Here is a 26,011-nt window from a genome sequence, read left to right as displayed (position 1 = left end):
GACGATGGCGAAACCGCTCATTCTGATGCCCTGCTCGCGTGCAAAGCTCGACTGCCCAGCCCCGGCCCGGGACCTGTACCAGGGGGTGATGTGGCAGTCCCTGCGGGCCAATTCTCCCGAAGGGGTGCATGCGGACATTGTGGTCCTCTCGGCGCTGCACGGGTTCCTCTCCGGCAGCCAGGTCGTTGCGCCGTACGACAAGTTCCGGCCCGTGCGCGCGAGCTGGAGTTCGACCTCGACCAGTTCATCGAGTCGGTGAAGTGGCCGCAGGATGCCACCCGTATCCTGCTTGCCGGGGGCGGGCTCTACCGCTACCTGATGCGGCGAATGGTTGGCGAGCTGATGCGAGCAGGCAAGCTCGCCGACGGCCTGCAGATCTCCGAGGTCAGTGGTGGGATCGGCCTGCAGCGCTCTCAGATCGGCAGCTTCGCTCGCGACCCGTCGTCCCTGCCGGTCGTCCATGCCGGCTATCACTCCAATGGCACACCCTTGCTGCATGAAGCCTGGGGACTGCGTGTTGGTGACCGGGTGCGCACGACGGGACTGATGGCTTCGGGGAAAGCGGGCTCGCGCTTCGGCCGGGTCGAGCAGCTGTTCGTGGGGCCGTCTGGCCCTACCGCGAGCGTCGAATTCGAGGACGAACGGCCGCCCCTCGCCAGCGGCAAGCCGCGAGAGCCGCGCCCCCGCGGTGCGTGGGTCGGCGCTGGCATGCTCGTGCGGGCCCCTGAGGCGCCGGCGTGCGCGCCTCTGGGCGTTGACCTGGACGATGTCCGGCAGCCCGGGCTGGCGCTCCTGGCCAAACTCCATGACGTGGCTGACGAACCAATGGGCTCCCTAATTCCTCGGGACGAAGAGTACGAGGCCGAGCGGCTCGCGATGAACTGAGCGCGGCCACCTCGCGCCGCGCCACTCTGCAGCTCCCCCATGATTGGGTTGCTTCGATGCACGTTCGCCTCGCAGATCCTTGTTGTCGTGCGCACTCGGTTGCAGAATCCGCTCCCAGCAATGGCAAATGCTGGCCGCAAGGCCTGTCAAGAAGGGCCGCGAGCGCTGAGATGCAGAACGCACCGGCGACTCGCCCGCCGCTGAAGCCCGTCTCCGAACCGCACCAATGGCACGGGGCTGCCGCTCGAGATCGGTCGATGGCCTTGGCTCCGACCACGGTAGACGATTCGCTAATCACCGCCCTTGCGAAAGTGTGGCCTGTGCCGATATCCTTCCACGGAAGAACAAAGAACGGCCGCATTCAGTGGCCCGACCATGGCCTCCTCCCCGACCTCTCTGTCTCGCCTCAAGCTCTCCGACCGGGACCTGGCGCTCCTGTGCGTGCCGGCTGCCTATGTCGACTGCACGAGCTCGATCTCTGATCTGGACGAGGCGGACCAGACGGGAGAGACGTCCCACCTCCTGAGCCTTGTGCTAACCGATCGCGTCAAGGCGGTCAACAAGGACAAGTCGCCGGCGTCCTGGGGTGGGCGGGTGATCACTTCCATGGCGGAGCTGCAGGAGAAGCAGTACCCGTTCTGGAGGAATATCGGTCGCCTGCAGATTGAGGTCGCGGACGACACCGGCCGCGTCGCCTACCTGAATAGCTTCGCGCCGTGGGGCTGGCGCTCGACTGAAGTCGGCTCGAAGGTGCACTTCCTTGGCACCGTCAAGCGCTTCGGAGGGAACCTGTACGTCGAGCCCGGCGCGGACCAGCCGCACAGCGGTGCGATCGGCGGCATCTGGGCGCGCTACCTGGGCATGCCAGGGCGCGTGACGGGCGAGGCTGTCACCAGCGCCGTCTACGCGGTGCTGGACAAGGAAGCCGCCTACCTGAAATGCGAGCGCCACATCGTCGCGGCCATGCAGCTGGACGAGGCGGGCGTGCTCGCTTGCGTGCAGTACGACCTGGCTGATCTCGCCGAGGGCGTGCCTGTCTTCTCGACCCTGCGTGAACTCCTGGTCGCCCTGCATAGGCCGGTGTCGGTCGCTGCTGGCGAGCGGGCTCTCCAGCTCGCGCAGCGCATCGATGCGGCGTCGATCCGGACCGCCGCACGCACCCAGAGCAAGCGTCAGCCCCACCGGGACGCGCCGCTTATCGTGCCGGACCAGCAGGTGCTCGACCTGGCGGCCATGCAGGCCGAGACGCTCACGGACGATCAGCGCGCCGCGATCCTCGGGATTGCCAGAGCGCTTCGTTCGCCCGTGCCCATGAACGGCCTCATTCCGGGCGACGTCGGTACCGGCAAGACGCTCACCTTCCTGCTGCCCGCCATCGTGGCTCATCAGAACGGCGCTAGCGTGGTCATCATGGCGCCCACCATCATCCTGGCCAACCAGATCGCCAAGCAGATCCTGCGGCGCTTCGCGGGCGAGATCCGCGGCGTCGAGCGGGTCGAGGCTGGCAGGAAGATCCAGAACAGGGACCACATCCTGGTCGGTACCAGCGGCCTGACCAGCGCGTGCGCCAAGGCGGGAATCGTTCCCAACGTGCTGGTGATGGACGAGCAGCACAAACTCTCGGTGCAGACGCGCGGCGCGCTCGTCGGGCCAGCGACGCACGTCATCGAGGCGACGGCCACGCCCATCCCGCGTTCCCTCGCAACCGTGTTCTTCGACGGCATGCAGGTCTTCACGCTGCGCCAGGCGCCGGTGGAGCGTTCGATCACGAGCCACATCGTCGACGTGCGCAGCCGCGGCGCCGTGACGCGGGCGATTCGCGAGACGATCGCGGCCGGCCGGCGCGTGCTGGTCATCTACCCGCGCGTGGACAGCGCGGAGGTCACCAGGAAGGCCAAGGCCTCGAAGGAGGGCGCGCAGCTCGATCTGGGCGCGGCCACGGAAGACACCACCCGCACAGCGCAGGGCGTCGTGGATGCGGCGGCGACCTTCGAGCAGGCCTTTCCCGGAAAGGTCGTGGCCCTCCACGGCCTCCTCTCCGACGGCGAGAAGGACGTGGCGATCCAGCAGATCACGAGCCTGGAGAAACCGCTGGCCGTGGCCTCGGTGGTCGTGGAAACGGGTATCGACATTCCCGACATCGGCCTGGTCGTCATCCGCGATGCGGACCGGCTCGGCCTGTCCCAGCTGCACCAGCTGCGCGGACGCTTGGTCCGCAACGGCGGCGCGGCGGACTTCTTCATGATGGTCGAGTCGATCGACGCTCTGGAGGATGCGGCCCTCGAGCGCCTCATGGCCTGCAAGCTGACCACCAACGGGTTCCGCTTGGCGGAGATCGACATGAAGCAGCGAGGCTTCGGCTCGTACGTGGACGACAGCCAGACGGGTTCCTCGCAGGGCGTGTTCCGGCTGACCAAAATCGCTCCGGCGGATTTCCTGGGCATTGCGACCGCGACGGCGGCGGCGGGCGAACCTGGCGCGGCGGATGTCGAGGACGCAAACGAGGCGGATGTGCTGATGCGACGGGTGCGAGGGGAAGTCGAGAAGCTGCGCCAGGCAGTGGCCGCAGGCGAGAGTCTGGTGAGCCCGGTCGTACGAGATGAACCGGCCTTGCAGGGCAAGGGCCGTACGCCTCCAGGATCCTTCAAGGCTGCGGCGCCAGTCCGGCGGCCCACTCAGCCGGCTTCCCAAGCGCGCCCAGGCGCACAGGTGCGCCCAGCGCCTGCAGCACCATCGGGTCAGCAGTTGGGATTCCGTCTGCTGCCGGCCCGCCCGGAGGTGCGCGCGCAGGCGAACCTCGCTCCTGTCATGGGCCGATTTCCTTCGCCCGTAAGTCGCGCGCCCGTTGCGTCGGCCCCGTTGCCGCCAGGCGCGATGGAGCGCATCCGGGCGGGATTCGACTTTTCATCGGCCGAGCCGCTGCCCGCGTCAACCGCAAAGATTGATCCGGCGGCTGTCCCTGGCTTTCCTCCGCGGCGCGCGTTCCCGCCCAGGAGCTGAAACCCCTCGTTCAACCGCTCGGCCTGTGCCGGGCGAAACTCCCCATGCATCTCCTCTTCTCTAGCGCCTGTCCCGCCGTTCGCCGCACCACCGGCCCTTCTTCGAGCGACTGATGGTGGAGGCTGCGGCAGACCTTACTTTGAGCGGCCGATCGTGCCAAGTATTTGGCTACCCATTGTTCGGGAACCGGGCGGGGGGTGGCAGTTGTGGCAGTTGCTCACCGCACCGGCGCTAATTCGTCCTCGGGCGGGGGAAGGATTGGCCTGTTCGGGCCGAATGGAAAGGTGTGACGACGGATTGCCTCAGAATACCTAAGGCCCCAGGCCGAGTGCCCTTTCCAGTTGGGGTGCATCGTGCCGTCCCAATCGCCTTGCCGTCGGCAGCTTTCTTGTGCGTGCACCCAGTATCGGTCGGGACCTGGCGCGCAATATCCGCGGCCCTCAAAATCGGACTCAACATCGATGTAGCGCCATCCAAACTCGGTTGCCTTTTTCTTGATGGCTTCATTAAGAAGACGGCCCCACTGCGTGATCGCCTCCGCATCGGCCGTGCTGATATTCATGAAATTGCGAGACCTGAATATCTCACAGCTCCGATAACCGATTGTTCTGTCTGGACGTCTGTACTGAAAGAGCCCTGTTGGATACCCGGTAATGTAGATGTCGCCAAGGCCGCTGGGTCGCAACGTTTCAATCTGCCCTCGCAACGCGTTAAGCGTGCCGTCAAAATCGCTCTCCTGCCCGGGAGGTAAGTTAACCCCCAGGAATTTCTCAATCTTTTCCCGCGCTTCCCGACGAGCGCCAGCATCAGAAACTTGATACAGCCTGAAAACAGACGCATTCTCAAGGATGAGGTCCTTAAGGACGCCCGAGAAGCCAGCATCATTGCCGCCGATATTTATCATGAGAACATCGATGCGTCGACCCGCGGCAGTACGTCGTGCCTCCTCAATCTGACCCGCTCCGATGAAATCTCCAGCCCCCTTCTGGCTTGCGATCAAACCGGTGTAGGTTTTTGCGCCGCTGCGAGCAAAAGACGCAAAGATAACTTTGTCGAAGTCCAGTCGTTTAGAGTCTTCTGAGCCAGAAGGTGACCACGTCTGGGCGAAGACGCGGTTCAGAGCTTTCGCCGCTAAAGCTGGGCCGGAGGTCCACGAGCGATGAGCCTCCGGCTCCGCCCACTCGGGCTCCGCGGCCATGTTCGGCTCATTCGCTATGGCCAGGTTTTGAGTCGTAACTTCGCATGCCAGACTCCAGGGCTCGGGGTGTCCCGCGCGCTTTGGATTTCCCTCGCCGGAAGCAGATGAGTCACCCAACGATACGAAGAACCATTCCCGAAACTCGAACTCGTTGACGCTTTCGCCCTGTCTGCCGCCATCAAAGATCACTTGAAGTCGAACCCTGTATCGGCCTGGTTTGGGTAGGGTGAAGGATGCGTAGTGGATTGTGCCTTGACCTCGCATTTTGAGAACGGTTGCGCGATAGGTTTCAGGTCGGCGGGCGTCCTCGACCGTCCATCGATAGGCCAGCAGTTCCGGAGGCATGAATGGAGGACCTCGGTCAGCTCCCTCAAAACGCGAGGGAGGTGTCGCAACGAATTCGGCAAAGTCGTCAATGTCTACCGGATGAGGCTTGTCTGGCCCAGTGCGCCGCATTGATACTTCATGTGGGTAGTTCAAGCTCAAACCCAGGCGCGCGTCTAAGAATACGCTATGGCCCTGCGGATTGATGTACGCGGGGTCATAGCGATGAGCATCCGCATGATAGTAAGGGATCGTCCCCCGCAAATAGATTGTGTAATTCGCGAACGATGCGAGGGCCGGGTCGGTCACGAGAGGCGTTCCGCCGGGACTGGCCTCGCCTGGCGAGGGCGGAGGAGGAGGCAGACGCAAGTCGGGTTGCGCCTGCGCACCCAGTGCAAGAGCGACCGCGAAGGCGAAGGCTGTACTACGAAGTGCAGTCAGCATGGCAATCTCCCATCACTTGGCTGCGCGTGGTGCCGGGATGATGAAATCGCCAGCAACCGGCTATTTCTATCGCAAAGAATTATGGGCCGGTCTGTCAGAAGTTCAAGGACCTACTTCGGTTGTCAAAGGCCCCATCTTCCCGGCGCCGCCGCGACATACAGGCTTCGCTCGAGTTTTCCAGGTAGCGCAGGAGCCTGGAGACGACTGATCCAGTCCTACGGCTCGACGCACACCGACTTCTATGGGAGCTCTCGGCGGCGGAGCATCTTGTCGTACAGGCCGAGGCTCGCTGGGCCTTGCGCACTGCGGTATCCGAGCCAGTGGACGCTCTTTGAGCTGAAGCGGCTCGCAGTGCAGCCACAAAACTGCGAGTTCGTGCGACTTTATTCTTTCGTCGCGATCTGAGCCTCGCTCGATATCTTGAATCGGCACAACGACCGATTCGAGATGACACAGCCCGCCACAGTTCAAGCCCCATCGATCTCCCCGATCGAAGGGCGCATCGCCGCGATCGAGGAATTCCATTCGTTGGCTGCGACTGCCATGCGCGTGATCGATGGCCTGATGGACACTGGTTCGCCTACGGTCATGGGCTGGAGCTCGGGCAAGGACTCCTCGGTGCTGGTGAGCCTGGTGCTGACCGTCGCTGTCGAACGCACCAAGGCCGGTCTGCCCGTACCGCAGATGCTGGTCGTGCACACCGACACCGGCGTTGAGTCGCCTGCCGTGCGCTTGCTGGCCGACGGCGAGCTGGCCAAGATGAGCGCGTTCGCTTCCGAACATGGTCTGCCGCTGGAGATCCGCGTGGGCAAGCCGAGCCTCTACACGTCCTGGCCGGTGCGCGTGATCGGCGGTCGCGCGTTGCCCTCATTCCCCACCGGGGCGGCGGATTGCTCCAAGGACTGGAAGGTCGACACTGGAAATCGTCTGATGGACGAAGTCTTTGCTGAACTGCGCAAGGACAAGACTGCAGCCCAGCCTGTCGTGATGACGGGCGTGCGCCTGGATGAGTCGGCCACCCGCGAAGCGAACATCCGCGCGCGTGGCGAGAGCGCCTCGGAGATCTGGACGAACGCAAAAGGGCGCCTCGGGCTGAGCCCCATCATCCACTGGACGGCTGACGAGGTCTTCGAATACCTGGGGTACGCCTCGGCCGGAATGATCGAAACCTACTCGGATTTCTCCGAGACGCTGCAGTTCTATCGCGACGCGGGCGGCAGCTCGTGTGCGGTGGTGGGCGACATGCGCATGACCGAGAACGCTGCCAAGCAACCGCGCGGATGTGGAGCGCGTAGTGGTTGCTGGACGTGCGTGCGAGTGAAAAGCGATCGCAGCGCCGAGCAGATGATCGAGTCGGACCCGGAGCGCTACGGCTTCATGCGGCCGCTGAACAGACTTCGCAACTTCATCGCAAATACGCAGTACGACTGGACCAGCAGGAACTATTTGGGCCGTACTATCGACGCGAACGGAAATGTGGCCGTCGGCGCCGACGTCTATTCGCCGACGATGTTGGAGAATCTGCTTCGTTATACGCTCACTGCGCAGCGAAGGGAAGAGGCCGCAGCGGCCCGGGCCGGCATCGCGCCGCGCTTCACGATCATGGGCTTCCGCGAGCTCGTCGCGATCGACGCCCAGTGGAGCATGTACGGCATCCACAAGCCATTCCACGCACTGAAGGTGTTCTTCGAGGTGATGGACGGCCACCTCAGCGATCCGCCGATCACCGGTCCGCTGCCGCGTACGCCCGTGCCCAGGTACGGCAAGATCCATGTCGGCCGGGCCTGGGAGGACGATCGCCGCACGGGCGACCCGAAGCGCGATCGCATGCTCTCCAGCGGCATCCGCTCGCACTCGCACGAGATGTTCCACGAGTCCTGCGGGTTCGAGACGAAGCAGATCTCCAGCGGCGAGTTCACGACTGCCTGGGACACCGAGGACGCGTTCGACGTGGATGAGGACGGCGCGGCCGACTTCGTGATGCTGATGTCCGATGAGTACATAGCCCGGTACCACAACGACGAGACCGACCGTACCCAGGCCATGAGCACCTACTTGAGCATGGGCATTGTGTCGCCCTCGCACGCGAGCCTCGGCCGCTGGCACGCCATTGCCCAACGCACCCAGTGGATGCAGCGGCAGGGCCTGGTCGGCGAGGTGCAGCGCGAGCGCCTGCTCGAAATGATGGGAGAGCAGCGCCGCGAGGGATTGGCCGCAGCCGAGCCCGTCACGCCCTCGATGCAGGCTTCACAGGCAGCGCTGTTCGACGAGGATGCGCTGGTGGATCTGGTCGGTGTCGACATGTTCCTGGAGGACGGTGTCGAGGACGATCTCGCGACAAAGGACGAGGACGAGGACGAACGCGCGCCGGCCCCGATGGGCTGATCGGCCGCTGTCCCTTACGCTTTGCGTGTCGGTCCTGTACCGTGGTCAGCATGACAACCACCAAGTACAAGACCCGCAAGCTCTTCCAGGTCCGCATTCATCGGCCTGGCCACACTTTCGGTACCCAGGTCGGACACAAGTGCCGTCTGCTGCCGCGCTCGGCCGCCGCGCGCGTCGCCCGGCGCCTGCGCGGCTCGGGCCATGTCGTCACGATCGATCCCGTCATGGTCAAGCTCACCCTCGCGCAGGCTGAAGCGCTCGACTGCCGCTATCCATTGTCGATCTGAACCCCTGACGCCGTGGGCTCAACACCTTTGCGTGTACGGCCCTGAGGAGCAAGCGGTGCGGCGATGGTGCTGGAATTGCACTGCCTTAGGATGATCCCGTTCGGCGCCGGCAAGGGCCCAATGGAGACGGGCCCGAGCGCACAGGCGAATCGCACAGAAATGAAAATGAATCTAGCGGTGTCCTAGCGCGAATGAGGCTTCGCAGCGTATCTTTGCTGCGAGAACAAACGTTTCACGAACTCCGCCATTGACCGCTCCTACTCTCCAACAAACACTGCATCAGTGGTTTACCCCCGCTTGGGCGGCCGAGGGCATCGTCGAAGAGGCTTTCGGATGGCTCCAGCCCGGCGATCGCGTCGCGGAACCCTCCTGCGGCGACGGCGCATTCCTGTGCGCGCTGCCTGACTCGCTGGATGTCGTCGGCGTCGAGATCGACCCGGTCCAGGCCGATCGCGCGCGCCGCGCGTCCGGGCGCCATGTGATCGTCGGCGATTTCCTCGAAGTCTCGGTCGAGGAACTGGGGCGCGTGCAGGCCGTCATCGGCAATCCGCCCTTCCAGTCCGAGACGGTGGCCGCGTTCCTACGCAAGTCGCACGAGATTCTGGAGGAGGGCGGCCAGGCCGGCTTCATCTTGCCTGCGTACATCCTGCAGACCAGCAGCAGCGTCGAGCGCTTCCATTCGCTCTTCAGCATCCGCCAGTCGATGATCCCCCGCAACCTTTTCCCGGGCCTGTCCTTGCCCCTGTGCTTCGTGACTTTCACGAAGGAGCGCCAGCGGCGGCTGCACGGATTCATGCTGTATCGGGAAGCCCAGGAGATCGCAGCGATCGACAGGCGCTGGAAGCAGAAGGTGGCCGCCGGCCGCGACAGCCGTGGCGTCTGGTTCCCAGTCGTACGCGAGATCCTCCGGGCCCTCGGCGGCTGCGCCGACCTCGAGCAGATCTACGGCTCGATCCAAGCGATGCGCCCGACCGCGAATCCCCACTGGCGCGCGAAGGTGCGCCAGGTCCTCCAGCGTCATGCAAGCGCCTTCGAGCGCACGGCGCCGGGTCAATATCAACTACGAGAAGCCGTCGCCGCCTGAGCGACGGAAAACCCAATGAGCAGAGCAATTCAAGCCCAGAAGCGGCTTCAAGCCGAGGTCGACGCCTTCAACGAACGTGTGCCACTTGGCACCGAGGTCGACTATTTCGAGTACGAGGGCGCGCCGCTCGTTCGGTTCAAGACCCGCACCGTGGCGCAGATCCTCAGTGGGCACACCGCGGTCGTCTGGCTGGCAGGCAAATCGGGCTGCGTTTGCACGAGCCACTGTATTCCTGTAACGACCGAGGAGTCCGCTGGAGCGGCGCGATGAGGCTTCTCGCAGGTGTGCCCACCCGCTCGCGGCCGGCGGCGAAACCCCCGATACTGTCGGGCATGGATCAAATTCCATCGAACGATCAGAACTCGCTGGCCGGCTGGCGCGTTGACGCCCTCGCGGCCGTTGCGCATCTGAACGGTGGTGACGTTCCGCCGGTGGTCGCTGCCGCGCTTCGAGCTTTGGCTGCTGCGTTGGCCGCGCCTGACGATCTGGCCGCACCGGCGTGGCCGGTCCTCACCGAACGGGCCCAGGTGCACGGGACAGTCTTCGAGGCGGGCACGTCGACAAAGGCTCTGGTGGAAGAGGCCATTCGGTACTACGAGTTCGAGCAGCAGCCGCCACGGGTGGCGAGTCGGGCGAGTGTTCTGGATCGCTTCGGTGCGCAGGTTGGGGCGCTGACAAGTTCGAAGCCCGAAGGCGAAGACTAGTTTTCCGGCGCGTGCCCTAGCGGAAATCTGCGCGGGCCCTGTATTGTGGAGAGAAAATGTTCTCCGCAATGCAGTTTTCCTACAAACATAAGCCTTTCGCCGCGAATCTCGCAGGCGCCGCACTGTTGGCGCTTGCCTCCCAGGTTGCTGGCGCGTGGAGCATCGGTGCCGCTGCCGAGCATGCGGTCTCCGGTGCGGTCGCCAAGCACGCGCGTGCAGCGTTCCAGGACCAGGGCGCCGCACCGGTGGCCCTGCCCAGCGGCCGCGGCTTCAGCTCGTGCGCGAGCCTTTTCCCTCAGAAGACACCCCTGAATGTCGCTTCGGTGAGCGCCGACTGGAAGCCGGTTGCGCTCTGCTCGAATCACTTCGCTGTCCTCTACTCGGGGCTGAGCAAGACCCCCCTGGTGACCTTCGAGAGGCTGAACCGAGCGCAAATTGCAGATGCCAAGGATGAGCAACGCATCGACCAGTTCTTCCCTGATCCGCGCTTGCCGCGCGGTGCGCGCGCCGAGCTCGACGACTATCGTGGTAGTGGGCTGGACCGTGGGCACCTTGCCCCCGCCGCCAATCAACCTGATCCGGAATCGATGACTCAGTCGTTCGCGCTGTCGAACATGGTCCCACAGGACCAGACCAACAACCGGAAGATCTGGTCGAAGATCGAGAGCGACGTGCGCAAGTACGTGCGCCGGGCCCGGGGCGATGTGTACGTCTTCTCGGGGCCGATCTTCAACGCCCCGCGCCGCACGATCTGCGCGAACCGTGTGTGGGTGCCTTCGCACCTCTTCAAGCTGGTCTACGACGAGGCCTCGGGCCGCGCCTGGGCCTACATCCTGCCGAACGCGGCAGACGCACGGATCGGGGCCCCGATGGACTACCCGGCGTTCGTGAAGGCGACTGGCTGGAACCTGCTGGGCGCGGTGCACCAATGAGCGAAGCCCATACCTGCCATTGGCCAAGCTGCCAGCGGCACGTGCCACCAAAGATGTGGGGGTGCTCCGCGCACTGGTTCACGCTGCCCAAGGACATCCGTGATCGAATCTGGGCGGCGTACGTCCCGGGGCAGGAAATCTCTAAAACGCCAAGCGAGGCCTACCTCGCCGTTGCCCGTGAAGCGCACGCCTTCGCCCTGAGCTACGTTCCGGCGAAGCGCGCTGCCCCGGCGACCCCGCAGGCGTCGTTGTTCTGAGGGCGACGGTGGTGAGCAGCGAGTCATCCGTCCAGATCGAGCCCGGCAACTGGTGCCTGTACCTCCTCGAATGCCGAGGCGGCGTCATGTACGCCGGGATCACCAACAAGCTGGCCGAGCGCTTCGCTGCGCACCAGGCCGGCGAGGGCGCGAAGTTCACCCGGGCGAACCCGCCGGTGCGCATCCTTGGCGCCAGGCCGTACGCCGATCGGTCCGAGGCCTCCAAGGCTGAATACGCGATCAAGAAGCTGCCGCGCGGGCGCAAGCTCGCCTTCCTGAGCGGCGCCTGAGATGCAGCCTTGGTCGACTTGGATAGGATCGCACCCATGAGGAAGAAGATCGTTGGAGTGCTCGCAGCCGCCGCCGTCGTCGCGGTCGGCGCCGTGGCTGTTGGCTGGATGGGCGGCCGCGTGATGGCGAAGGAGACGCACGAGCGCCTGAGCACCGTCTGCCCCGACGTGGTCGAGTTGCCGGAGGGCCAGCGCAACCTGGTGGTATTGCTGGCCTACGAGTGCAAGCTGGCGGACAGGCCCGTGAGCCGCGGCGAGACGGTTGCATGCCTGCGGCAGGCCGCTGCGTCCAAGGCGGCCAGTGACAAGTTCCAGACACCCGATGCCCAGCTGGAGCAGCTGCTGCGCCGCGCCGGCATATAGCGCGAGCGTGGTGGCCACGCCGCGAAGCCGCCCGGGGGCCAGAGCAACCTTCCGACGAACAGACATGACGACCTCCTTCCCCATTCGATCCTCAACCCGCGCCCGCGAGACGAACAAAGCCCCATCGAAGTGGCTCGCCCCTGTCTGCACGGCGGCGGTGGTCCTGGTCGCCGCTGCTGGCGCTGTCGTCTACCTGGCCAACCAGCGAGGCGAGGAGATCGCCAGAGGGCGGGTCGAGCGTGCCGAACAGATCGCGGTCGGCAAGCTGGTCCAGGCATTCGTGAGCTCGAAGAGCGTCCTTGTCATGAAGGACGGCTCGCGCCGCGAGCTCCTGGGTGTGACGGCGACGTTGCTGTCGACGAAGCCGGTTGCAGGCGAGAGGCTGACCTGGCTGGCGCTGGGCCGGGCCGCCGACGGCACATATTTCGGGCAGCGCTTCCGTGCGAGCGCCCAGGGCGAGGTGTGGCCTGTGACCGATGCACAGGAGGTCGCCGCAGAGTTTGCATTGGGCGAGCTGCGGGCGCAGATCGCAGCCAGTGGCGCGGATGTAAAGGCTGCGCGGGCCTTCATGCAGGCGGCGACGACAGGGGCAGAGGCGTCGGTGCGGCGGTGACGGGGCGCTGAATCTTAGGCGCGGTACTTGCGCTAGATCCGGCGGTAAGCAATCAAGTGGCCACCTTCCTCTTTCGGCGAGCCACACTTGCCCACCGCGCGTTGCTGGTACCCGATTGCACGAGCCCCAGCTTCCGGGATGGGCTGAACGTGTGAGGTGGACGTGTTCATAGCAGGTTGCGGAGTTGGAGGGGTCCGCCCGCGAGCACATATCCCGACGCGACCAGGCCCGTCACGAAGGCCACGATCGTCCAGAGATAGGCATTGGTGATGCCTTCGCCCAGGTTGCCGAGGTCCGCGCGAAAGAAGCCCATGACGCAGCGCCGGAAGGCGAGCGACAGCACCAGGCCGATGCCAGCAGCCACGGCCATGTGCGAGGCCTGCGCGGGGCGGTTGAAGCCCGCGAGGGAGAAGGTCCAGAGCCAGCCCGCGGCAATCAGAAGCAGCTCTGTGCGTGATTTGATGCTCATCGCCTACTTCAGCCTGTGAACGGACGAGATGATGACCTGGGCCCGAGGGCGGGGGCGCATGGCTTGCTCGTCGGACGCGCCATCCTTTACCTTGCGGGGCTTGATAGGATGGAACGTAATCTTCTCGCCACCGGGGATCAGATCGACTTGGCCTGTGCGGGGGTTGTGGCGCCGGCGCGCGGCGTACTCGGTCCGCTTGAAGGTGCCGATGCCCTGGATCCAGCATTCGCCGTTGACCATGGCGCTGCTGACGACCCGGTTCATGAGGTTGAAGAAGAAGGCCACCCCGAACTCGGGCGAGACGTTCATCAGCTCGGCTTCCTTGCGCACGACGGCGTTGGCGCTGTAGCGGGTGCGCCGCTTTCTCGGCTTGCGTTGTTGGGGTGAAGGGGTGGGGGTGGTCATTGAAGGTGGTCCTCGTAGAGGGACGATGCGAGCTGATGGGCCAGCTTGACCGTGCCGGTGGCGCCTTCGCGCTGCTTGGCGACGATCACTTCGGTGATGCCGGGCTCGGTGGTCTCGGGGTTGTAGTACTCGTCGCGGTACAGGAACATGATCACGTCGGCATCCTGCTCGATCTGGCCCGATTCCTTCAGGTCAGACATCATGGGGCGCTTGTTTGCGCGCTGCTCCACCGTCCGGCTGAGCTGTGCCAGTGCAACGACGGGGCACTTCAGTTCGCGAGCGAGCTGCTTGAGCCCCTTTGAGGCGTCGCTCACGACCACGCGGGGATCGGCGCCGGGCTTGGTCGCCGCGCCCGCGGCGATCAGCTGCAGGTAGTCGATGCCGATGATCAGCTTCTTGTCGGCGTTCTGGGCGGCGAAGATGCGCGAGCGCGTCCGGATCTCGGCCAGCGACAGGCCGGGCGACTCGTCGATGTAGACGTGCTGGTTCCCGAGCTTCTCCGACGCCTCGTAGATTGCTTCCAGCCGGTCAGTCAGCTGCTCGGAGCTGTTGAAGACCGACCCCGGCACCCGGCCGGCACGTGAGATCATCCGCTTGCACATGGACGTGCCGCGCATTTCCATCGAGAAGAGGAGGGCGGCGCGACCCGCCTCGGCCGCGGCCAGCATGAGGTTCACCTCCATGGCGGTCTTGCCCATCGAGGGCCGCGCGGCCAGCACGATCAGATCCTCGTCGGCCATGCCATAGCCCCCAAGCAGCCGGTCCAGATTCGGGAAGCCGGTCGTGACGCCCGTGTCGACCTCCTTGCCTTCCAGGCGCTGCTCGATCTGCTCGAGCACGACCGAGATGAACCCGACCACGTGCTCGGGGCCGGTGCGTGACGACTTGGCCGAAGTGCGTGCGTTGCCTGCGGCGTCCTCGAGCATGGTGGTCAGCTCATCCACCGACGCTTGCCCAAGAGCAGCCTTCTCCACCACGAGCTTGGCCGAGGCGAGCACCGTCCGGGTCACGCTCAGCTCCTTGATGCGGGTCGCAGCCGCCTGGATGGCCTCCACGCTGGCCGTCAGGTAGGTGGGGTTCGTTGCGAGGTTGATGAGGTAGTCCTCGCCACCCGTGAACACATTGTGTGTGCGCGAGGCGTCCACCAGCGCCGCCAGGTCGCGGGCCTGGCCAGACTGGCCCAGCTGCTGCCAGAGGCGGAACAGGTTGACGTGGATCTCCTCGCCGAAGTCCTGCGCGTTCAGGGTCGCTGCGATCTGGCCTGACAGGGTTTCGCGGCCATCCTGCATGAGCGAACAGAGCACCGTGCGCTCACTGATCTGCGAAACAAGGGGGTCGATCGCGGCGGGGGCCGCCACCGTTTCGTTTGCCGCCTCTGCCGGTGCTTGCTGGTGTTGCGTACGCGGGAAGCCAAAAGGTGCAGTTGTTGCGGTCATTGGAAGATTTCGTCCTAAACATTCTGAAACCGGTACCTTTAGGTTTCAGTTTTTAGAAATCTGCACTTACGGATTGCAGTTCGTGTTGGTATTCTGGAGACAACAAGCAGCAACCGTCAATGTAAGCGCAAAAAGATTTCGAAAGCGCTCCTTAACAGACTACCATCGCGGACGAAAAACATGATCACCACCCTTACACATTCAGTCATCGACATCCGTTGGCTTACCGAGGCCGCGTGGTTTCACTCGCCCGATGCGGCGGTGGTTCGCGCCGGGGTCTTGCTGGTCGAGGCGGCGTTCCGCTCGACAAAGCCAGCCACGATCCCGGGTGACCCGTTGATCCTCTCTCGTTTGAGCGGCTTGAGCGCAAATGTTTGGGCCGAGAACAGCGCGACCCTCCTGCAGGGGTTCGAGCAGGTCGAGGGCGGCGCATGGCGTCACATCCAGATGGCGGAGCTGTTCGAGGCCGTGAATGAGCGCTTCGGTGCCCAAATCAAGGAACTCGTTGCGTCATCTGCTCTTGCGAGCTTGGCCGTGGAGGAGTTTCCCCTCGTCGGCGAGGTGAAACCTGCAGGCCGCAGCAAGGGAAAGCGTGCTCTTCCGGTGGACTACGAGTTCAACGAAGGGCTGATCGCCAAGGCTGAGGAAGCTGGCTTCATCACGGACGAGCACAAGGCGTGGCTGCTGCAGAAGTTCAAGGACTTCGCAACGTCGAGCAGGCGCCTCTACTCCAACTGGGACGCCACGGCGCGGAACTTCTTTACCAGCTCCATCACGCTGCGAGACTTCCATACCAACTTCGGCTACTGGCCCCGCGACAGCAAGGCCCGGCTCATGCCCGCCGTCGGGGCGCCGGCGGCACCTGTGCGCTCGGGTCCGCAGTCCTTCGAGTCGGCTGCCCTGAACGGAAGCAAGTCCTCGGTCGACCGGGTGCTTGCGAAGCGCTTCGGCAACCAGAGCGAGGTCCAGGACGCAGACGTCAAGCCGGCGGCTGGAACTTCCGCTGGCTTCGCACCAGGCGGCTTTGGATTCGGCTTCGCTCGCCACCGCGCGGCAGCGCCTGGAGCGGCAGCATGAGCACGCAGGCCGAGATCGCAAGCGTCCTCCAAACGGCCGTGCAGGCTTGCGCTGCGTGCCGCCACGAGCTCAACGACCTGGAGGTCACCGCCTGGCTGGCGGCGATCGAGTCGTTTGGGCCCGAGGCGACCACCAAGTTCCTCCTGAACTGGGTGTCCACGAACAGCCGCAAGGCGCCCACGGTCGCAGATCTGCGCAAGGCGCTCGACCCGTCGTTCGTGGAGGAGGAGACCGCGCTGGAGCGCCTGTTCCTGCTGGTTTCTCGCGTCGGCCCCTACGAGGCGCCCAAGATCGAAGCTACTGGCCCGTTGCTGAGCCGCGCGATCGAGAACATGGGAGGCTGGGCCCGCATCAACGAAATCATGCCGGACCGTGGCGATCGCTTCGCCTGGAACGCGTTCGCAGAGCGGTTCACAGCCGCCTTCGGGACGGCACGCTCGCAGGAATTCCAGGACTCGCTCCTGCCGCCCGAGCGCCGCCCGGCCCTGCCGACGCCCAAGGGGCTTCACGAGATCGGCGTGAGGGCGCCACGCGCCGAGGCGGACTTCCTTCTGACCGAGGCGACTCGTGCGCCACGAGGCTGACCAATGACCGAGAGGACTCTGAACCCGCTGGGCTCCGACGCCCTGGCTCTCGCAAGCGTGATCGCGCCGCCGATGACGGGCGCGCTCACGGCCATCGCCGAGTGGGTCGGAATCGTGGTGGCGGTCTTGTCGGTGTGCCTGCTGGCTGCAGTGATCTGGGCGGTGCAGCTCGACTACGAGGTCGTGGCGGTCACCCCCGGCGGCGCCCTGGTGCCGCTGGACCAGCTCGACAAGAAGAACGAGCAGGCCATCCGAGCCCGGCTCGCGGCCAACGCGCCGATGCCGCGGGCCAGTGCCGCGGCGACCCGGCCCCCTGCGGCCACCCCCAGCAACCCCGCCGCGACGGCGAAGCAGACCAACCCAACGACCCGCGAGCGGGAGAGCAGCAAGGAATGAGCGCAGTGTTGATCAAGGCCAATGCGGCCAAAAAGGCGGTGGTAGCTGCCACGGGTACGAGCCGCCCCGACGGTGGCGCGGCCGCTCAGGTGAGCAAGCTCACGCGCCTGGTCGTCTGGCTTTCAATTTCAGTGGTTGCACTGCTCGTGGCGCTGATCATCGCGATCGTGTTCCTGACCCGAACCCACCGCGAGGTGATCGCCGCTACGCCGGACGGTCGCCTGATCCCGATCGTCCCGCTGGACAAGCCCTACGTGAGTGACGCGCGCGTCCTCGGCTATGTGGACGAATGCGCCCGCATGCTCTTCAGCCACGACTTCCTGCACTGGCGCAAGTCGCTCCAGGAATCGAAGACCTGCTTCACCGAAAAAGGCGGTGACGCTGTCGAAGAGGCACTGGGCCCCTGGGTGCAGGACATCGTTGCCCGTGAGATGACGATGTCAGTGAGCCTGTCGAACACACCCGTGATTGCAAAACGCGGCCAGTTCGATGGGATGTTCGCCTGGCGCGTCCAGGCTCCGATCACATTGTTTCGTCGGGGGACGAAGACCCAGGATCAGCCGCGGTACTTCATCTTGCATGTGGTCGTGCGGCGCGTGGGGCTCGACCAGAACCCCCGCGGCATCGCAATTGACAGCCTCCAACTGGTTCCGGATCAGTCCAGGGCCTAGCTGGCGGGTGCCCTCCCCCCATTTTTCCCATTCTTTTGTAGACAAGCGAGGCGAGAAATCAAATGAGCGCGAACGAACCCCAGCAGAACGTCGACCACGAATCGATCGGAATGGCCACTGCAATCGTAGAGATGGACGCACTGGAGAAGAACCACCCCGAGTGGTACGCGATGTTCAACGACGTGCTGCCAGATTCGTTGGCCAGCCGCGCCGAGCTCGCCGAGCTGTGGGCTACCGCTCCGACGCCGTTCGCCAACGCGCTGATCTATGGAAAGTTCACCTTGCGCCTGGAGATCGCAGCGCACACCGGCATTCCATTCGTTTGAATCGCGCCACGCGACTGGATCGCGAAGAGCGTCCAAAGAATGAGTTTGCAGGACAATATTGCTATGAACGAAAAAACCGGCGCCGACGCGCGATCGATGGTACGGAAGACGCTCAGCGTGAACATGCGCCAGGCAGCTGTGGCCGTCCTGACGGCCATCCTCGAGTGCGCGTCCCTGGGCGCGAGTGCGCAGGGCGTATCCCGCGTCTCGAATCCGGGCGCGCCGGTGCCGAACCAGCAGCCTCAAAGCCCCGCGGCAGCGAGCCCGTTCGCCCAGAGCGGTCCCAGCCCGGGTCAAGTGCCGGGAGCGCTGCCGTCGCCGGCCACGCCGCCGGCGCCGTCAGCCTCCGCCGCCATGCCGACGCCCTACGTCGCGACTACGCAGGCAGTGCTGGACAAGATCGCTCCGCTGACGCCCAAAGAGATCGTGAACCTGCGCAAGCAGATTGACGAGCGCAAGGATGCGTTCAGCGAGAACATTTCCGGCCGTCCGCCGGCCCGGCCGACCAGCACTCAAACGACCATCGATCTTTCGCCCGGCAGCACGCCCCCCGTGCTGCGGCTGGCGCCTCGCCAGGGCGCAACGATCATGTTCGTCGACGCGGCCGGCCGCCCCTGGCCTGTCGAGGCCGCTGACAATTTCAACGATGCCGGCTATGCGGTCTCGCAGATGGCCGAGCACGTCTTCTCTGTCGGGATGAAGCAGCCCCAACTCGGGAACATCGCCTTCAAGCTCAAGGACATCGCTCGACCGGTTTCCGTGACTGTGATGCCCGCGCAGGACGCCACGGACTACAACCTGGACTTGGTGGTGCCCAAGTTCGTGGGCGGCGTTCCGCCGACGGCGATGGCGAGCGCTGCGCCTGCGCCGACCCACATGGCCGACGAGCTGATGGCCTACCTGTATCGCACGCCGCCGCGTGAGGCCCGTCGCCTGACGGTGGCCGGCAGCGGGACCGACGAGATCATGGCCTGGCAGATCTCGCCCTCCAGCATGGCGGTGCGCACATCAGCGCAGATCCTTTCGCCGGCGTGGATGCGCCGCCAAGGCTCCTCCGATGGGGTGTTCGTCTACCAGCTCCCCATCACACCCGTGGTCGTGATCTCGCAGGCCGGTGAATTGCGCAATGTGGCCCTAGGGGGCATCAGCGTCGAGCCCGTTGGATCTAACGCCACCTCAGTTTCGGGAGCCCTGTTGTCGAACGCGCGGCTTTCTGGTTTCCCCAAGTGACGCGAGAAGCGCAGATGAGCAACGAAAACCAAAACACCGACGGCGAACTTGAGTTCGCGGACGTGGCAGGCACGGAGTCCGCGGCGATCGCCGGTCCTGCCGCCGATAGCGGAAAAGGCCGACGCCTCGACCCAGGCGCCAAGCGCGTGATGAAGTGGGTGGCAGCCGCGTTCGGGGTTGCCTTCGTCGCCGTGGTCGGCCTGGTCTTCATGGCCAGCGGCAAGAAAGAGATGAAGGCCCAGGTCGATCTGTCGGCCAATACGAGCACAGGCGCGCAGAAGGATGTGGAGCAGACCGACTACGAGAAAGGCCGGCTGGCTGAGCTGCAGGCGCAGAAGGCTGCGAAGAGCCGCCAGGAAGGTGGCGTGTATGTGCCGCCTCCCTCCGGCGCGCCCACGTCCATCGGCCAACACGGTGGCGCGCCTGAGACGCTGGTGGGGCCGGGCGCAAGCTCGTACCAGACCTACGTCACCACGCCGCAGGTTGCCATCCAGCCGGGCTCCTACCAGGACCCCGTGCGCCAGCAGGCCATCCAAGAGGGCCTGAACCGCCAGCTCGGCCAGCTTCTCGCTGACGCTCCCTCGGGTGCGGCGATCGCCCACGTGGCCCCTTACCAGAACCCCAAGGCGACCGGCAACGCGCAGCAGGGCGTGACGAGCCAAGGGCAGGGCGTTGCCGCCACGAACGTCGCCACCGAGGATCCCGATCTGCCGGGGGCGCTGACCATCCACGCCGCGCGCACCACGTCGCCGATCGACACCGAGAAGTCCTCGTACGTCACAGCAGAGGTCATCGGCGGCAAGTATGCGGGGGCGTTCCTCAAGGGCACGGCCGTGCTGAACCAGGGCGAAGGCCTGCAGGTGACCTTCACCGACATCCGCTTCAACGGCAAGGTCGCCAAGATCAACGCGGTCGCGCTGGACGAGCAGACTTCGGCTGACGCGCTCGCCGGCAGCATTGACCGGCACATCCTGTCGCGCTACGTGCTCCCGATCGCCTTCGCATCGGTGAGTGGTGCGGCGAGTGCGATCGCGCAGCGCAGTTCGCAGGTCGTGACGAACGGTCTGTCGACTTCCGTGGTCTTGCCTGAGGCCACTGATAAGCAGGCCGCCGCGGCGGGCCTCTCATCGGCCACCCAGGTGGGCCAGCAACTGGTGCAGTCACTGCAGCAGCAGAAGAACACGGTGAAGCTCCCGGCAAACACCATGATCGGCGTCCTGTTCAACTCCGTGCAGGCCGCTTCCTCCACCGCGGCGGCGCCGCAGCAGCAAGCCCAGGCGCAGGCTGAGCAGCAGCCGCAACGCTATCCGCAGGGCGGCTTCCAGCAGCAGCCTGGGATCTCTTTCAACCTGGCGACTGGCATGAACTACGGCTCGTTCGCTCCGGCCGTTGCCCCTATCAATCAAGTGCAGGTGCGCTACTGATGAGCAACCTTGAAGAAGATGGAACCAGATCGCAGGGCAACGAGGGTTCGCTCGATGATCTGTGGGGTGCAGAGGGCGGTTCGGAAGGCGTCGAGGCGCCGGAACTGCACGATCGCGTCGACCCAGGCTTCGACAACAGCGAAGCACGCGACACGCTGAGTGAGTCGCTCGAGGACCCTGTGGACGCGATTCCGCGCGACCCCGAGGGAGACGCCGAACCTGCGCCGAAGAAGAACTCCAATCTGCCGTTCTACGGAGCTGTGGGGGCGGTCGTGCTCGTGGCCGCGGGAATCGTCGGGTACAAGACCGGCCTGATCGGCAGTTCGTCGCGCAAGGCCATCGAGCCCACCATCGCGTCGGCAATGGACAGCGCACCCGCCATTCAGGCCAACAAGCCCAACGGCATGCTCGACTCGACCGGCCCCAGCAAGGCGTCCAGTCCGGACCTGTTCGGGGAGAGTGGTTCGAAGACAGCTCCCGCCTTGGACGCCGAGGCGGATCTCCTGGCGGACAAGGGCCCAGCGCCCGCAGCTGCCCCGGCAGCACCGGCAGAACCTGCTCCTCCCGCGGCCCTCGAACTGGCGCAGCCGGTCCAGAAGGCACCCGAGGTCGCTCCGGCCGTGGTGGCGCAGGCCCCGGTCCCAGCTCCTGCCCCGGCCGCCCCGCCGGCAGCGCCTCCAAGCGAAGTGCAGAAGGCCGTTCCGGCGACGACTGCGCCGATCGAAGTGGCGAAGGCGCCCCCGAAGGCCGAGGCGCCGAGCACCGCCGCCGTCGCCAAGGCGGAGCGCCCCAAGCCGTCCAAGCGCGTCACCGTGGCCGTCGCTCCGAAGATGGCCACGCCCGCCAAGGCCGCGGCGTCACGCGTTGTGGAAGCCAAGCCCGCCCGGGTCATCCGGCTCGCCGATGCCCGCAAGCCCTCCAAGGTAAGCGGCAAGGGGCGGCGCGCCCCGGAAACGGACTCGACGCCCGAGTCGAGGGAAGTGCTGGCGGGCTGGAAGCTGCGCGGTACCTGGCCGAACCACGGTCCGAGCCAGCTCGTCTGGATCGCCGACGAGCAAGGCCGCCTCACGACAGTGTCCGTTGGCGCGATGGTGGCGGGTGCTCGCGTGCTGTCCATCGGTAAGCGCGGTGAGGTAGTTCAGACCACCGCAGGCCAGATCATTCCTTGAGGCTGACCCATGCCAGATTTCGCCGCCTTCCTCAATGAGTTCGCAGCGCTCGGCAGGGCGTTCGTACCGCTCGTCTACTGGGCGGCGCTGCTCATCGGGTTCTTCTTCGCCGGCTCGGCCCTGCACAAGATCGCCAAGATGGGCCACGACCATCATGGCGGCCAGCAGCCGACATGGGCTGGCGTGGGCGGCAATCTGCTGGTGACCATCGGGGCCACGATGCTCTCGGCCTGGGTTGAGTCCCTGTCGAGGGATTACGGCGGAATCGGCGAGGGCGTCGCATCTCAGATGGCCTACATCCGGGACGGCACATCTGGCTCGCTGAAGCCGCTATGGGACGCGATCTACGCCTGGATCTTCTTGCTCGGCGTGTGCGCGATCTTCCGCGCATTCCTGCTATTCAATCGTGCTGCGCAAGGGCACGCCCAAGAGGGCGATGGGTTCTGGCGCGGGTTCTGGCACATCCTCGGGGGAGCGATTCTCGTGAACATTGCTACACATTGAATACAACCGCCGCAATTCTTGTCGCCGCTTGGCAACCGCGCCAATTAACTAGCACGGTGCACTGCATATTACGCCTTTCGTTCTAACCAATCAACCAACAGACCCGCAGGAGCTAACTTGAAAAACCTGATCTCCAACCTGAACGTACGTATCGCCATGGCCCTCGCAAACAACGCTGCACTGGGCCGCAACGCCGCGGTCGCCGTTGCCACCACCGCCCTGACAAGCAGCGCCTTCGCGCTCGATGCGAACACCTCCGTCAACTCGCTGATCCAGCTATTCAAGCTCGGTGTCACGCTCTTTCAGTGGGCGATGGTTCTGGGCGGCATGGCTTCCATCTGCTACGGCCTCCTGAAATGGAAGAAGAAGGGCCAGGACAACGGAGGCGACCAGGTCGAAGCACGCCAGATCTGGATGCCGATCTCCGCGGGTGCGGCAATGATTTGCATCTGGGCAATCGTCGAGTTCGCAGTGACTGCGGCCGGCGGGAGCACTTCTGACATTGGCCGGGTCCAGTCCTTCTAGGGGGGAGCAATTCGGTCTACACAACCCCTCTAGATTCGAAAAACTGGCCACGAGAAAAGAATCCGCGAAAAACTATTACTACAGCTATTAAACTGTAGTAGCTAAGAGCGCGAATTTTCCGGCACCCTCGCGGTGCACCATGCTGGTCGACGTCGGGGAGGGTTCGCCCCTCCTGGCGGTCGGCCATATTTTTTGCCCAGCCTGAATGTTCAAACTCATCCCTGGTATCAAGCGCAGCGCCTTTCGAGACAACGACCCGCGGGCCAAGCAGGCCGATGCGGTCTTTGTCGCGCGCCGGCCCCAGGTGCTTGAGAAGGCGCGCTACACGTGCCAGGCGTGCCTATACCGCTCGATGCAGACTGCAAAGAAGCCGACGAAGCTTCAGGTGCACCACCAGGACGACGACCACCACAACAACGACGACAGCAATCTGGCTCCGATCTGCTCCCTGTGCCACGGCTACCCGCATCTGGGCTGCAAGACGGCCTCGACCGGCGGCGGCGGGAGCCTGGCCTCGGACGCGCAGCTCGCGGCGATCCCGGAGCTTGCGGCGGCCGATCTGAACAACCTGCTGCGCGCCATCGGTGCGGCGATGTCCGATCCCAACGAGGCGGCCGTGGCCAAGCAGATCTACGAGGTGCTGTGCGAGCGGGTGATGCCCGTGCGCAAGGCCTTCGGAACTTCCAAGGCGCTGGATTTTGCTGGCGCCATGGCGAAGCTCAACTCGGTGGACTACGCGGCGCGGGGCGATGCCGTCTTCGACCTGCGCCTGGTGTGGAAGCCGGAGGTGCTGAAGAAGGCCGGCGCCGACATGCTCGATGACCACCCATCGTTGAAGCCGAGCTCGTGGCACGCCTCCTACGGCGAGCTCGTGGAGGAGGCGCTGGCCTCCCAGGCCTGAGCCCCAGGACCGTACCCGCAAGATGGCAATCACCCACGCCCGCCAAGGTTCCTACCGCAGCTCCCATCCGACCGAGGAGGAGTTGCCCACGGCCGTCGGTACCGCGCCGGAGTTCGGTGTGGCGCACTTCGACCTGCAGGACGTCACCTCTGGTGGCATCTGCTACTCGACCAACGGCGGCTTTCGGCGTTTCCAGTCTGGCGGCGACCTGATGAACCACATCTGGGTGACGAACCTTGATGCGGTGCCCAAGCAGCTCCCCAGCCTGCGCTCGAGCAAGTTCCTGCAGACAAAGCTCACCACGCTGGCCGAGGATCTCGGTGTCGAGCTCACCGGATTCAAGCAGGTGAACGGGGTCGACAAAGGCGGGATGGTCGATGTGGCGCGGGTGCTGAATCACACCCGCGACCTGGTCGTCGCGGCCTACCCGTGGAAGGCGCCCGACCGGGAGTGGAACAAGCCCCGTTTGAGCGAGTGCATCGCCGAGCTGCTGCCGTCCGTGGAGCGCTCGGTGCCCCAGATCGAAGTCGCGCTGCGCGGGGCCTACCAGTCCTGGTCGAGTCCGCAGATGCAGCAGAAGATGATGTACGACCGAGGCTCGCGGATGATCTACTTCCGCCGCAATCGCGTCCAGCACGCCCTGGACATCATGCGCACGCCGCTGCCGACGAGCGGCTGGTACCAGCAGCCGTTTCTGGACCTCGACAACCTGCTCGATCCGGGCCAGCCCACGCTGGTCGAGGTCGCGATCGAATGGCGCCATGCCGATGCCGACACGGTCTCGCTCATCGCTTTCGGCGCCGACGCCGGCAACACGCTGATCCGCCGCTGGGTGTCCCAGATCGAGTTGACCTGGCTGCTCAAGTACGCACGGATCACGGTGCTGTCGGCCTATGCGGCGAATGCGGCCGCGCCGCTGCCCGTGCAACTGCAGCTTCCGAACATCATCGCGGGCGATCCGATCTACCAGCTGTCGATTCCTCACGGCCTGGTCGCCGAGGCTCATTGGGCGGGCCTGGCGCGGCCGATCTACAACCGCATGAAGCGTCAGTCCGAGATCACCACGACATCCGTCTGGTACCGGGCGATGGACCGTGCAATTTCATTCCAGATGGCCCTCGCGGCGAAGGAGTTGGGCGGCAATGTGTCCGGCTATGGCTCAGGCGGCGTACAGGTGCGCATGGAGAACATGTCCGTACAGCAATTGCTTGAAGTGGCCGATGCCGTCGGCGCCAGCCATCCGTGCCTGGCGTCCGAAGTGGTCGGCCGGGAGAGGGGGGATTCATGACAGCAGCAACCACAGAGAGCGGCGCGCGCCTCGCGCAAGTGCTCGCAAAAGCGCCGGTCTCTGCCGGCCCCGACTACGCGGAATGGCTCACGATGTGGTGCCAGAGCGGAGCACGCATCGAGCGCAGCGTGCCGGCGCAGCCATTCCAGTTCCTGCTCCGAAAGGACCGCACGCCACGGGACGTTCTGGATGAGGACAACCTGCTGCCGATGCGCCGGATGCTTTCCAACCATCCGGGCGCGCCCATGGCCTTTGCGGAGATCTGCCGGGAGAGGTCGGGCTTCATGCGTTTGCGCTCGCTGGTGGAGTACCTCAAGGTCCAGTCCGAACAGCCCTCGGTGACGAACGCGAGCGACGAAGGCTCGGCGACGGCCTACGTGAGCCCGCTGCATATCAACGAGGTGATGCGGGGCTTTCACATCGATGACTCCGACGAGGCCGAGCAGGAGATCGCTCGGCTGCGTGCCTTGGCGCGCGAGCAGGTGATGCGGGATCTGCTCGGAATTGCCGGGGAGGCCTCGGAGCGCGCCTTCAAGGAAGCCGCCACCACCTGGCTGCGCAAGGAATACACCCAGCGTCAGGCCGCCGAGAAGCCTGTTCGGGTCGCGAGCGGCGCATCCGCGGCCACGAGCGCCACCGGCGCGAGCCGCGAGCGTGGCCATGACCAGGCGATCGCTCTTCCGACAGAGCGGCCCACACGGATGGGCTTCCCTGCCGCCACGCCGGGCTCGCAGCCCGATGAAACACATGCCGAGCCGGCTAAGGCCCGGGCAGCCCCGGCGCCGGACAAGCCGTTCGGCTTCGGGTTCCGCCGGCCAGCCGGCTGACCGGCGTAGGCAA

The 26,011-nt window shown here is 65.1% G+C and carries 30 protein-coding genes; 26 read left to right on the top strand and 4 right to left on the bottom strand.

What is annotated here, in order from left to right:
• Positions 1–4 precede the first annotated feature (4 nt).
• From E5P3_RS35230 to E5P3_RS35220, 3 genes are all read left to right on the top strand, one after another.
• Positions 5–259: a DUF6884 domain-containing protein gene (locus E5P3_RS35230; protein WP_162590635.1), complete on the top strand. Its 255-nt coding sequence runs from the start codon at positions 5–7 to the stop codon at positions 257–259.
• Complete coding sequence (locus E5P3_RS35225) at positions 256–885, top strand: hypothetical protein (RefSeq protein ID WP_162590634.1); 630 nt, start codon at positions 256–258, stop codon at positions 883–885. The genes E5P3_RS35230 and E5P3_RS35225 overlap by 4 nt, the downstream gene beginning before the upstream one ends.
• A gap of 375 nt (positions 886–1,260) precedes the next feature.
• The gene (locus E5P3_RS35220; protein WP_162590633.1) at positions 1,261–3,885 is read left to right on the top strand and encodes a DEAD/DEAH box helicase; all 2,625 of its coding nucleotides are present in this window, start codon (positions 1,261–1,263) and stop codon (positions 3,883–3,885) included.
• A gap of 217 nt (positions 3,886–4,102) precedes the next feature.
• Here E5P3_RS35220 and E5P3_RS35215 read toward each other — a convergent pair whose 3' ends face one another.
• Positions 4,103–5,716, bottom strand: a complete 1,614-nt coding sequence (locus tag E5P3_RS35215) for an SGNH/GDSL hydrolase family protein (RefSeq protein WP_162590632.1) — start codon at positions 5,714–5,716, stop codon at positions 4,103–4,105.
• Between the two features lie 582 nt (positions 5,717–6,298).
• On the opposite strand from E5P3_RS35215, the gene E5P3_RS35210 reads away from it, so the two are divergent.
• The 10 genes from E5P3_RS35210 to E5P3_RS35165 all read left to right on the top strand — a co-directional run bounded on the left by E5P3_RS35210 (position 6,299) and on the right by E5P3_RS35165 (position 12,766).
• Positions 6,299–8,236, top strand: a complete 1,938-nt coding sequence (locus E5P3_RS35210) for a hypothetical protein (protein ID WP_162590631.1) — start codon at positions 6,299–6,301, stop codon at positions 8,234–8,236.
• A 50-nt stretch (positions 8,237–8,286) separates the two neighbouring features.
• Positions 8,287–8,523 (top strand): hypothetical protein, encoded by a 237-nt coding sequence (locus E5P3_RS35205; RefSeq protein ID WP_162590630.1) that lies wholly within the window; start codon positions 8,287–8,289, stop codon positions 8,521–8,523.
• Between the two features lie 247 nt (positions 8,524–8,770).
• Positions 8,771–9,607, top strand: coding sequence for a class I SAM-dependent methyltransferase (locus tag E5P3_RS35200; RefSeq protein ID WP_162590629.1), 837 nt, complete (start codon positions 8,771–8,773; stop codon positions 9,605–9,607).
• Positions 9,608–9,622: 15 nt separating this feature from the next.
• Complete coding sequence (locus E5P3_RS35195; RefSeq protein ID WP_232073660.1) at positions 9,623–9,877, top strand: hypothetical protein; 255 nt, start codon at positions 9,623–9,625, stop codon at positions 9,875–9,877.
• Positions 9,874–10,311, top strand: a complete 438-nt coding sequence (locus tag E5P3_RS35190) for a hypothetical protein (protein ID WP_162590628.1) — start codon at positions 9,874–9,876, stop codon at positions 10,309–10,311. The genes E5P3_RS35195 and E5P3_RS35190 overlap by 4 nt, the downstream gene beginning before the upstream one ends.
• A 56-nt stretch (positions 10,312–10,367) precedes the next feature.
• On the top strand, positions 10,368–11,243 hold the full coding sequence (locus E5P3_RS35185) for a DNA/RNA non-specific endonuclease (RefSeq protein ID WP_232073659.1): 876 nt from the start codon (positions 10,368–10,370) through the stop codon (positions 11,241–11,243).
• A complete protein-coding gene (locus E5P3_RS35180; RefSeq protein WP_162590627.1) occupies positions 11,240–11,500 on the top strand; it encodes a hypothetical protein in 261 nt (86 codons plus the stop codon). Before E5P3_RS35185 ends, E5P3_RS35180 begins: the two co-directional genes overlap by 4 nt.
• Positions 11,501–11,535: 35 nt before the next feature.
• Complete coding sequence (locus E5P3_RS35175; RefSeq protein ID WP_162590684.1) at positions 11,536–11,790, top strand: GIY-YIG nuclease family protein; 255 nt, start codon at positions 11,536–11,538, stop codon at positions 11,788–11,790.
• 36 nt (positions 11,791–11,826) lie between these two features.
• Positions 11,827–12,153: a hypothetical protein gene (locus E5P3_RS35170; protein ID WP_162590626.1), complete on the top strand. Its 327-nt coding sequence runs from the start codon at positions 11,827–11,829 to the stop codon at positions 12,151–12,153.
• Positions 12,154–12,217: 64 nt separating this feature from the next.
• Positions 12,218–12,766 carry a hypothetical protein gene (locus tag E5P3_RS35165; protein ID WP_162590625.1) on the top strand — a complete coding sequence of 183 codons (549 nt, stop codon included), beginning with the start codon at positions 12,218–12,220 and terminating at the stop codon, positions 12,764–12,766.
• A gap of 166 nt (positions 12,767–12,932) precedes the next feature.
• Here E5P3_RS35165 and E5P3_RS35160 read toward each other — a convergent pair whose 3' ends face one another.
• Genes E5P3_RS35160 through E5P3_RS35150 form a run of 3 tightly spaced genes read right to left on the bottom strand, consistent with a single transcriptional unit; the run spans position 12,933 to position 14,998 of the window.
• Complete coding sequence (locus tag E5P3_RS35160) at positions 12,933–13,235, bottom strand: hypothetical protein (RefSeq protein ID WP_162590624.1); 303 nt, start codon at positions 13,233–13,235, stop codon at positions 12,933–12,935.
• Positions 13,236–13,238: 3 nt separating this feature from the next.
• Entirely contained in the window at positions 13,239–13,640 is a 402-nt protein-coding gene (locus tag E5P3_RS35155; protein ID WP_162590623.1) for an HU family DNA-binding protein, read from the bottom strand.
• Positions 13,637–14,998 carry a replicative DNA helicase gene (locus E5P3_RS35150; protein WP_162590622.1) on the bottom strand — a complete coding sequence of 454 codons (1,362 nt, stop codon included), beginning with the start codon at positions 14,996–14,998 and terminating at the stop codon, positions 13,637–13,639. Before E5P3_RS35150 ends, E5P3_RS35155 begins: the two co-directional genes overlap by 4 nt.
• Before the next feature lie 258 nt (positions 14,999–15,256).
• Here E5P3_RS35150 and E5P3_RS35145 point away from each other — a divergent pair, with 258 nt between their 5' ends.
• The 13 genes from E5P3_RS35145 (at position 15,257) to E5P3_RS35085 (ending at position 25,998) form a co-directional block, all read left to right on the top strand.
• On the top strand, positions 15,257–16,153 hold the full coding sequence (locus E5P3_RS35145) for a YdaU family protein (RefSeq protein WP_162590621.1): 897 nt from the start codon (positions 15,257–15,259) through the stop codon (positions 16,151–16,153).
• A complete protein-coding gene (locus E5P3_RS35140) occupies positions 16,150–16,737 on the top strand; it encodes a hypothetical protein (protein WP_162590620.1) in 588 nt (195 codons plus the stop codon). The genes E5P3_RS35145 and E5P3_RS35140 overlap by 4 nt, the downstream gene beginning before the upstream one ends.
• A 3-nt stretch (positions 16,738–16,740) precedes the next feature.
• Entirely contained in the window at positions 16,741–17,133 is a 393-nt protein-coding gene (locus tag E5P3_RS35135; RefSeq protein WP_162590619.1) for a hypothetical protein, read from the top strand.
• Complete coding sequence (locus E5P3_RS35130; protein WP_162590618.1) at positions 17,130–17,804, top strand: DotI/IcmL family type IV secretion protein; 675 nt, start codon at positions 17,130–17,132, stop codon at positions 17,802–17,804. Before E5P3_RS35135 ends, E5P3_RS35130 begins: the two co-directional genes overlap by 4 nt.
• A 110-nt stretch (positions 17,805–17,914) precedes the next feature.
• Positions 17,915–18,130, top strand: a complete 216-nt coding sequence (locus tag E5P3_RS35125; RefSeq protein ID WP_162590617.1) for a hypothetical protein — start codon at positions 17,915–17,917, stop codon at positions 18,128–18,130.
• A 63-nt stretch (positions 18,131–18,193) separates the two neighbouring features.
• Positions 18,194–19,360 carry a DotH/IcmK family type IV secretion protein gene (locus tag E5P3_RS35120; protein WP_162590616.1) on the top strand — a complete coding sequence of 389 codons (1,167 nt, stop codon included), beginning with the start codon at positions 18,194–18,196 and terminating at the stop codon, positions 19,358–19,360.
• A gap of 14 nt (positions 19,361–19,374) precedes the next feature.
• Positions 19,375–20,784, top strand: a complete 1,410-nt coding sequence (locus E5P3_RS35115; protein WP_162590615.1) for a DotG/IcmE/VirB10 family protein — start codon at positions 19,375–19,377, stop codon at positions 20,782–20,784.
• Positions 20,784–21,953, top strand: coding sequence for a hypothetical protein (locus tag E5P3_RS35110; protein WP_162590614.1), 1,170 nt, complete (start codon positions 20,784–20,786; stop codon positions 21,951–21,953). The genes E5P3_RS35115 and E5P3_RS35110 overlap by 1 nt, the downstream gene beginning before the upstream one ends.
• 9 nt (positions 21,954–21,962) lie before the next feature.
• Entirely contained in the window at positions 21,963–22,457 is a 495-nt protein-coding gene (locus E5P3_RS35105) for a hypothetical protein (RefSeq protein ID WP_162590613.1), read from the top strand.
• Positions 22,458–22,574: 117 nt separating this feature from the next.
• Positions 22,575–22,982 (top strand): DUF6750 family protein, encoded by a 408-nt coding sequence (locus E5P3_RS35100; protein ID WP_162590612.1) that lies wholly within the window; start codon positions 22,575–22,577, stop codon positions 22,980–22,982.
• 205 nt (positions 22,983–23,187) lie between these two features.
• Positions 23,188–23,883 carry a hypothetical protein gene (locus E5P3_RS35095; protein WP_162590611.1) on the top strand — a complete coding sequence of 232 codons (696 nt, stop codon included), beginning with the start codon at positions 23,188–23,190 and terminating at the stop codon, positions 23,881–23,883.
• Positions 23,884–23,905: 22 nt separating this feature from the next.
• On the top strand, positions 23,906–25,171 hold the full coding sequence (locus tag E5P3_RS35090; RefSeq protein ID WP_162590610.1) for a hypothetical protein: 1,266 nt from the start codon (positions 23,906–23,908) through the stop codon (positions 25,169–25,171).
• Positions 25,168–25,998: a hypothetical protein gene (locus tag E5P3_RS35085; protein WP_162590609.1), complete on the top strand. Its 831-nt coding sequence runs from the start codon at positions 25,168–25,170 to the stop codon at positions 25,996–25,998. The genes E5P3_RS35090 and E5P3_RS35085 overlap by 4 nt, the downstream gene beginning before the upstream one ends.
• The last annotated feature ends 13 nt before the right edge of the window (positions 25,999–26,011 follow it).

The organism is Variovorax sp. RA8 (assembly GCF_901827175.1).
In the GTDB taxonomy this organism is placed as follows: domain Bacteria; phylum Pseudomonadota; class Gammaproteobacteria; order Burkholderiales; family Burkholderiaceae_C; genus Variovorax.
The sequence above is the reverse complement of the archived record's forward strand: the minus strand, read 5'-3'. Positions and strand labels throughout refer to the sequence as shown.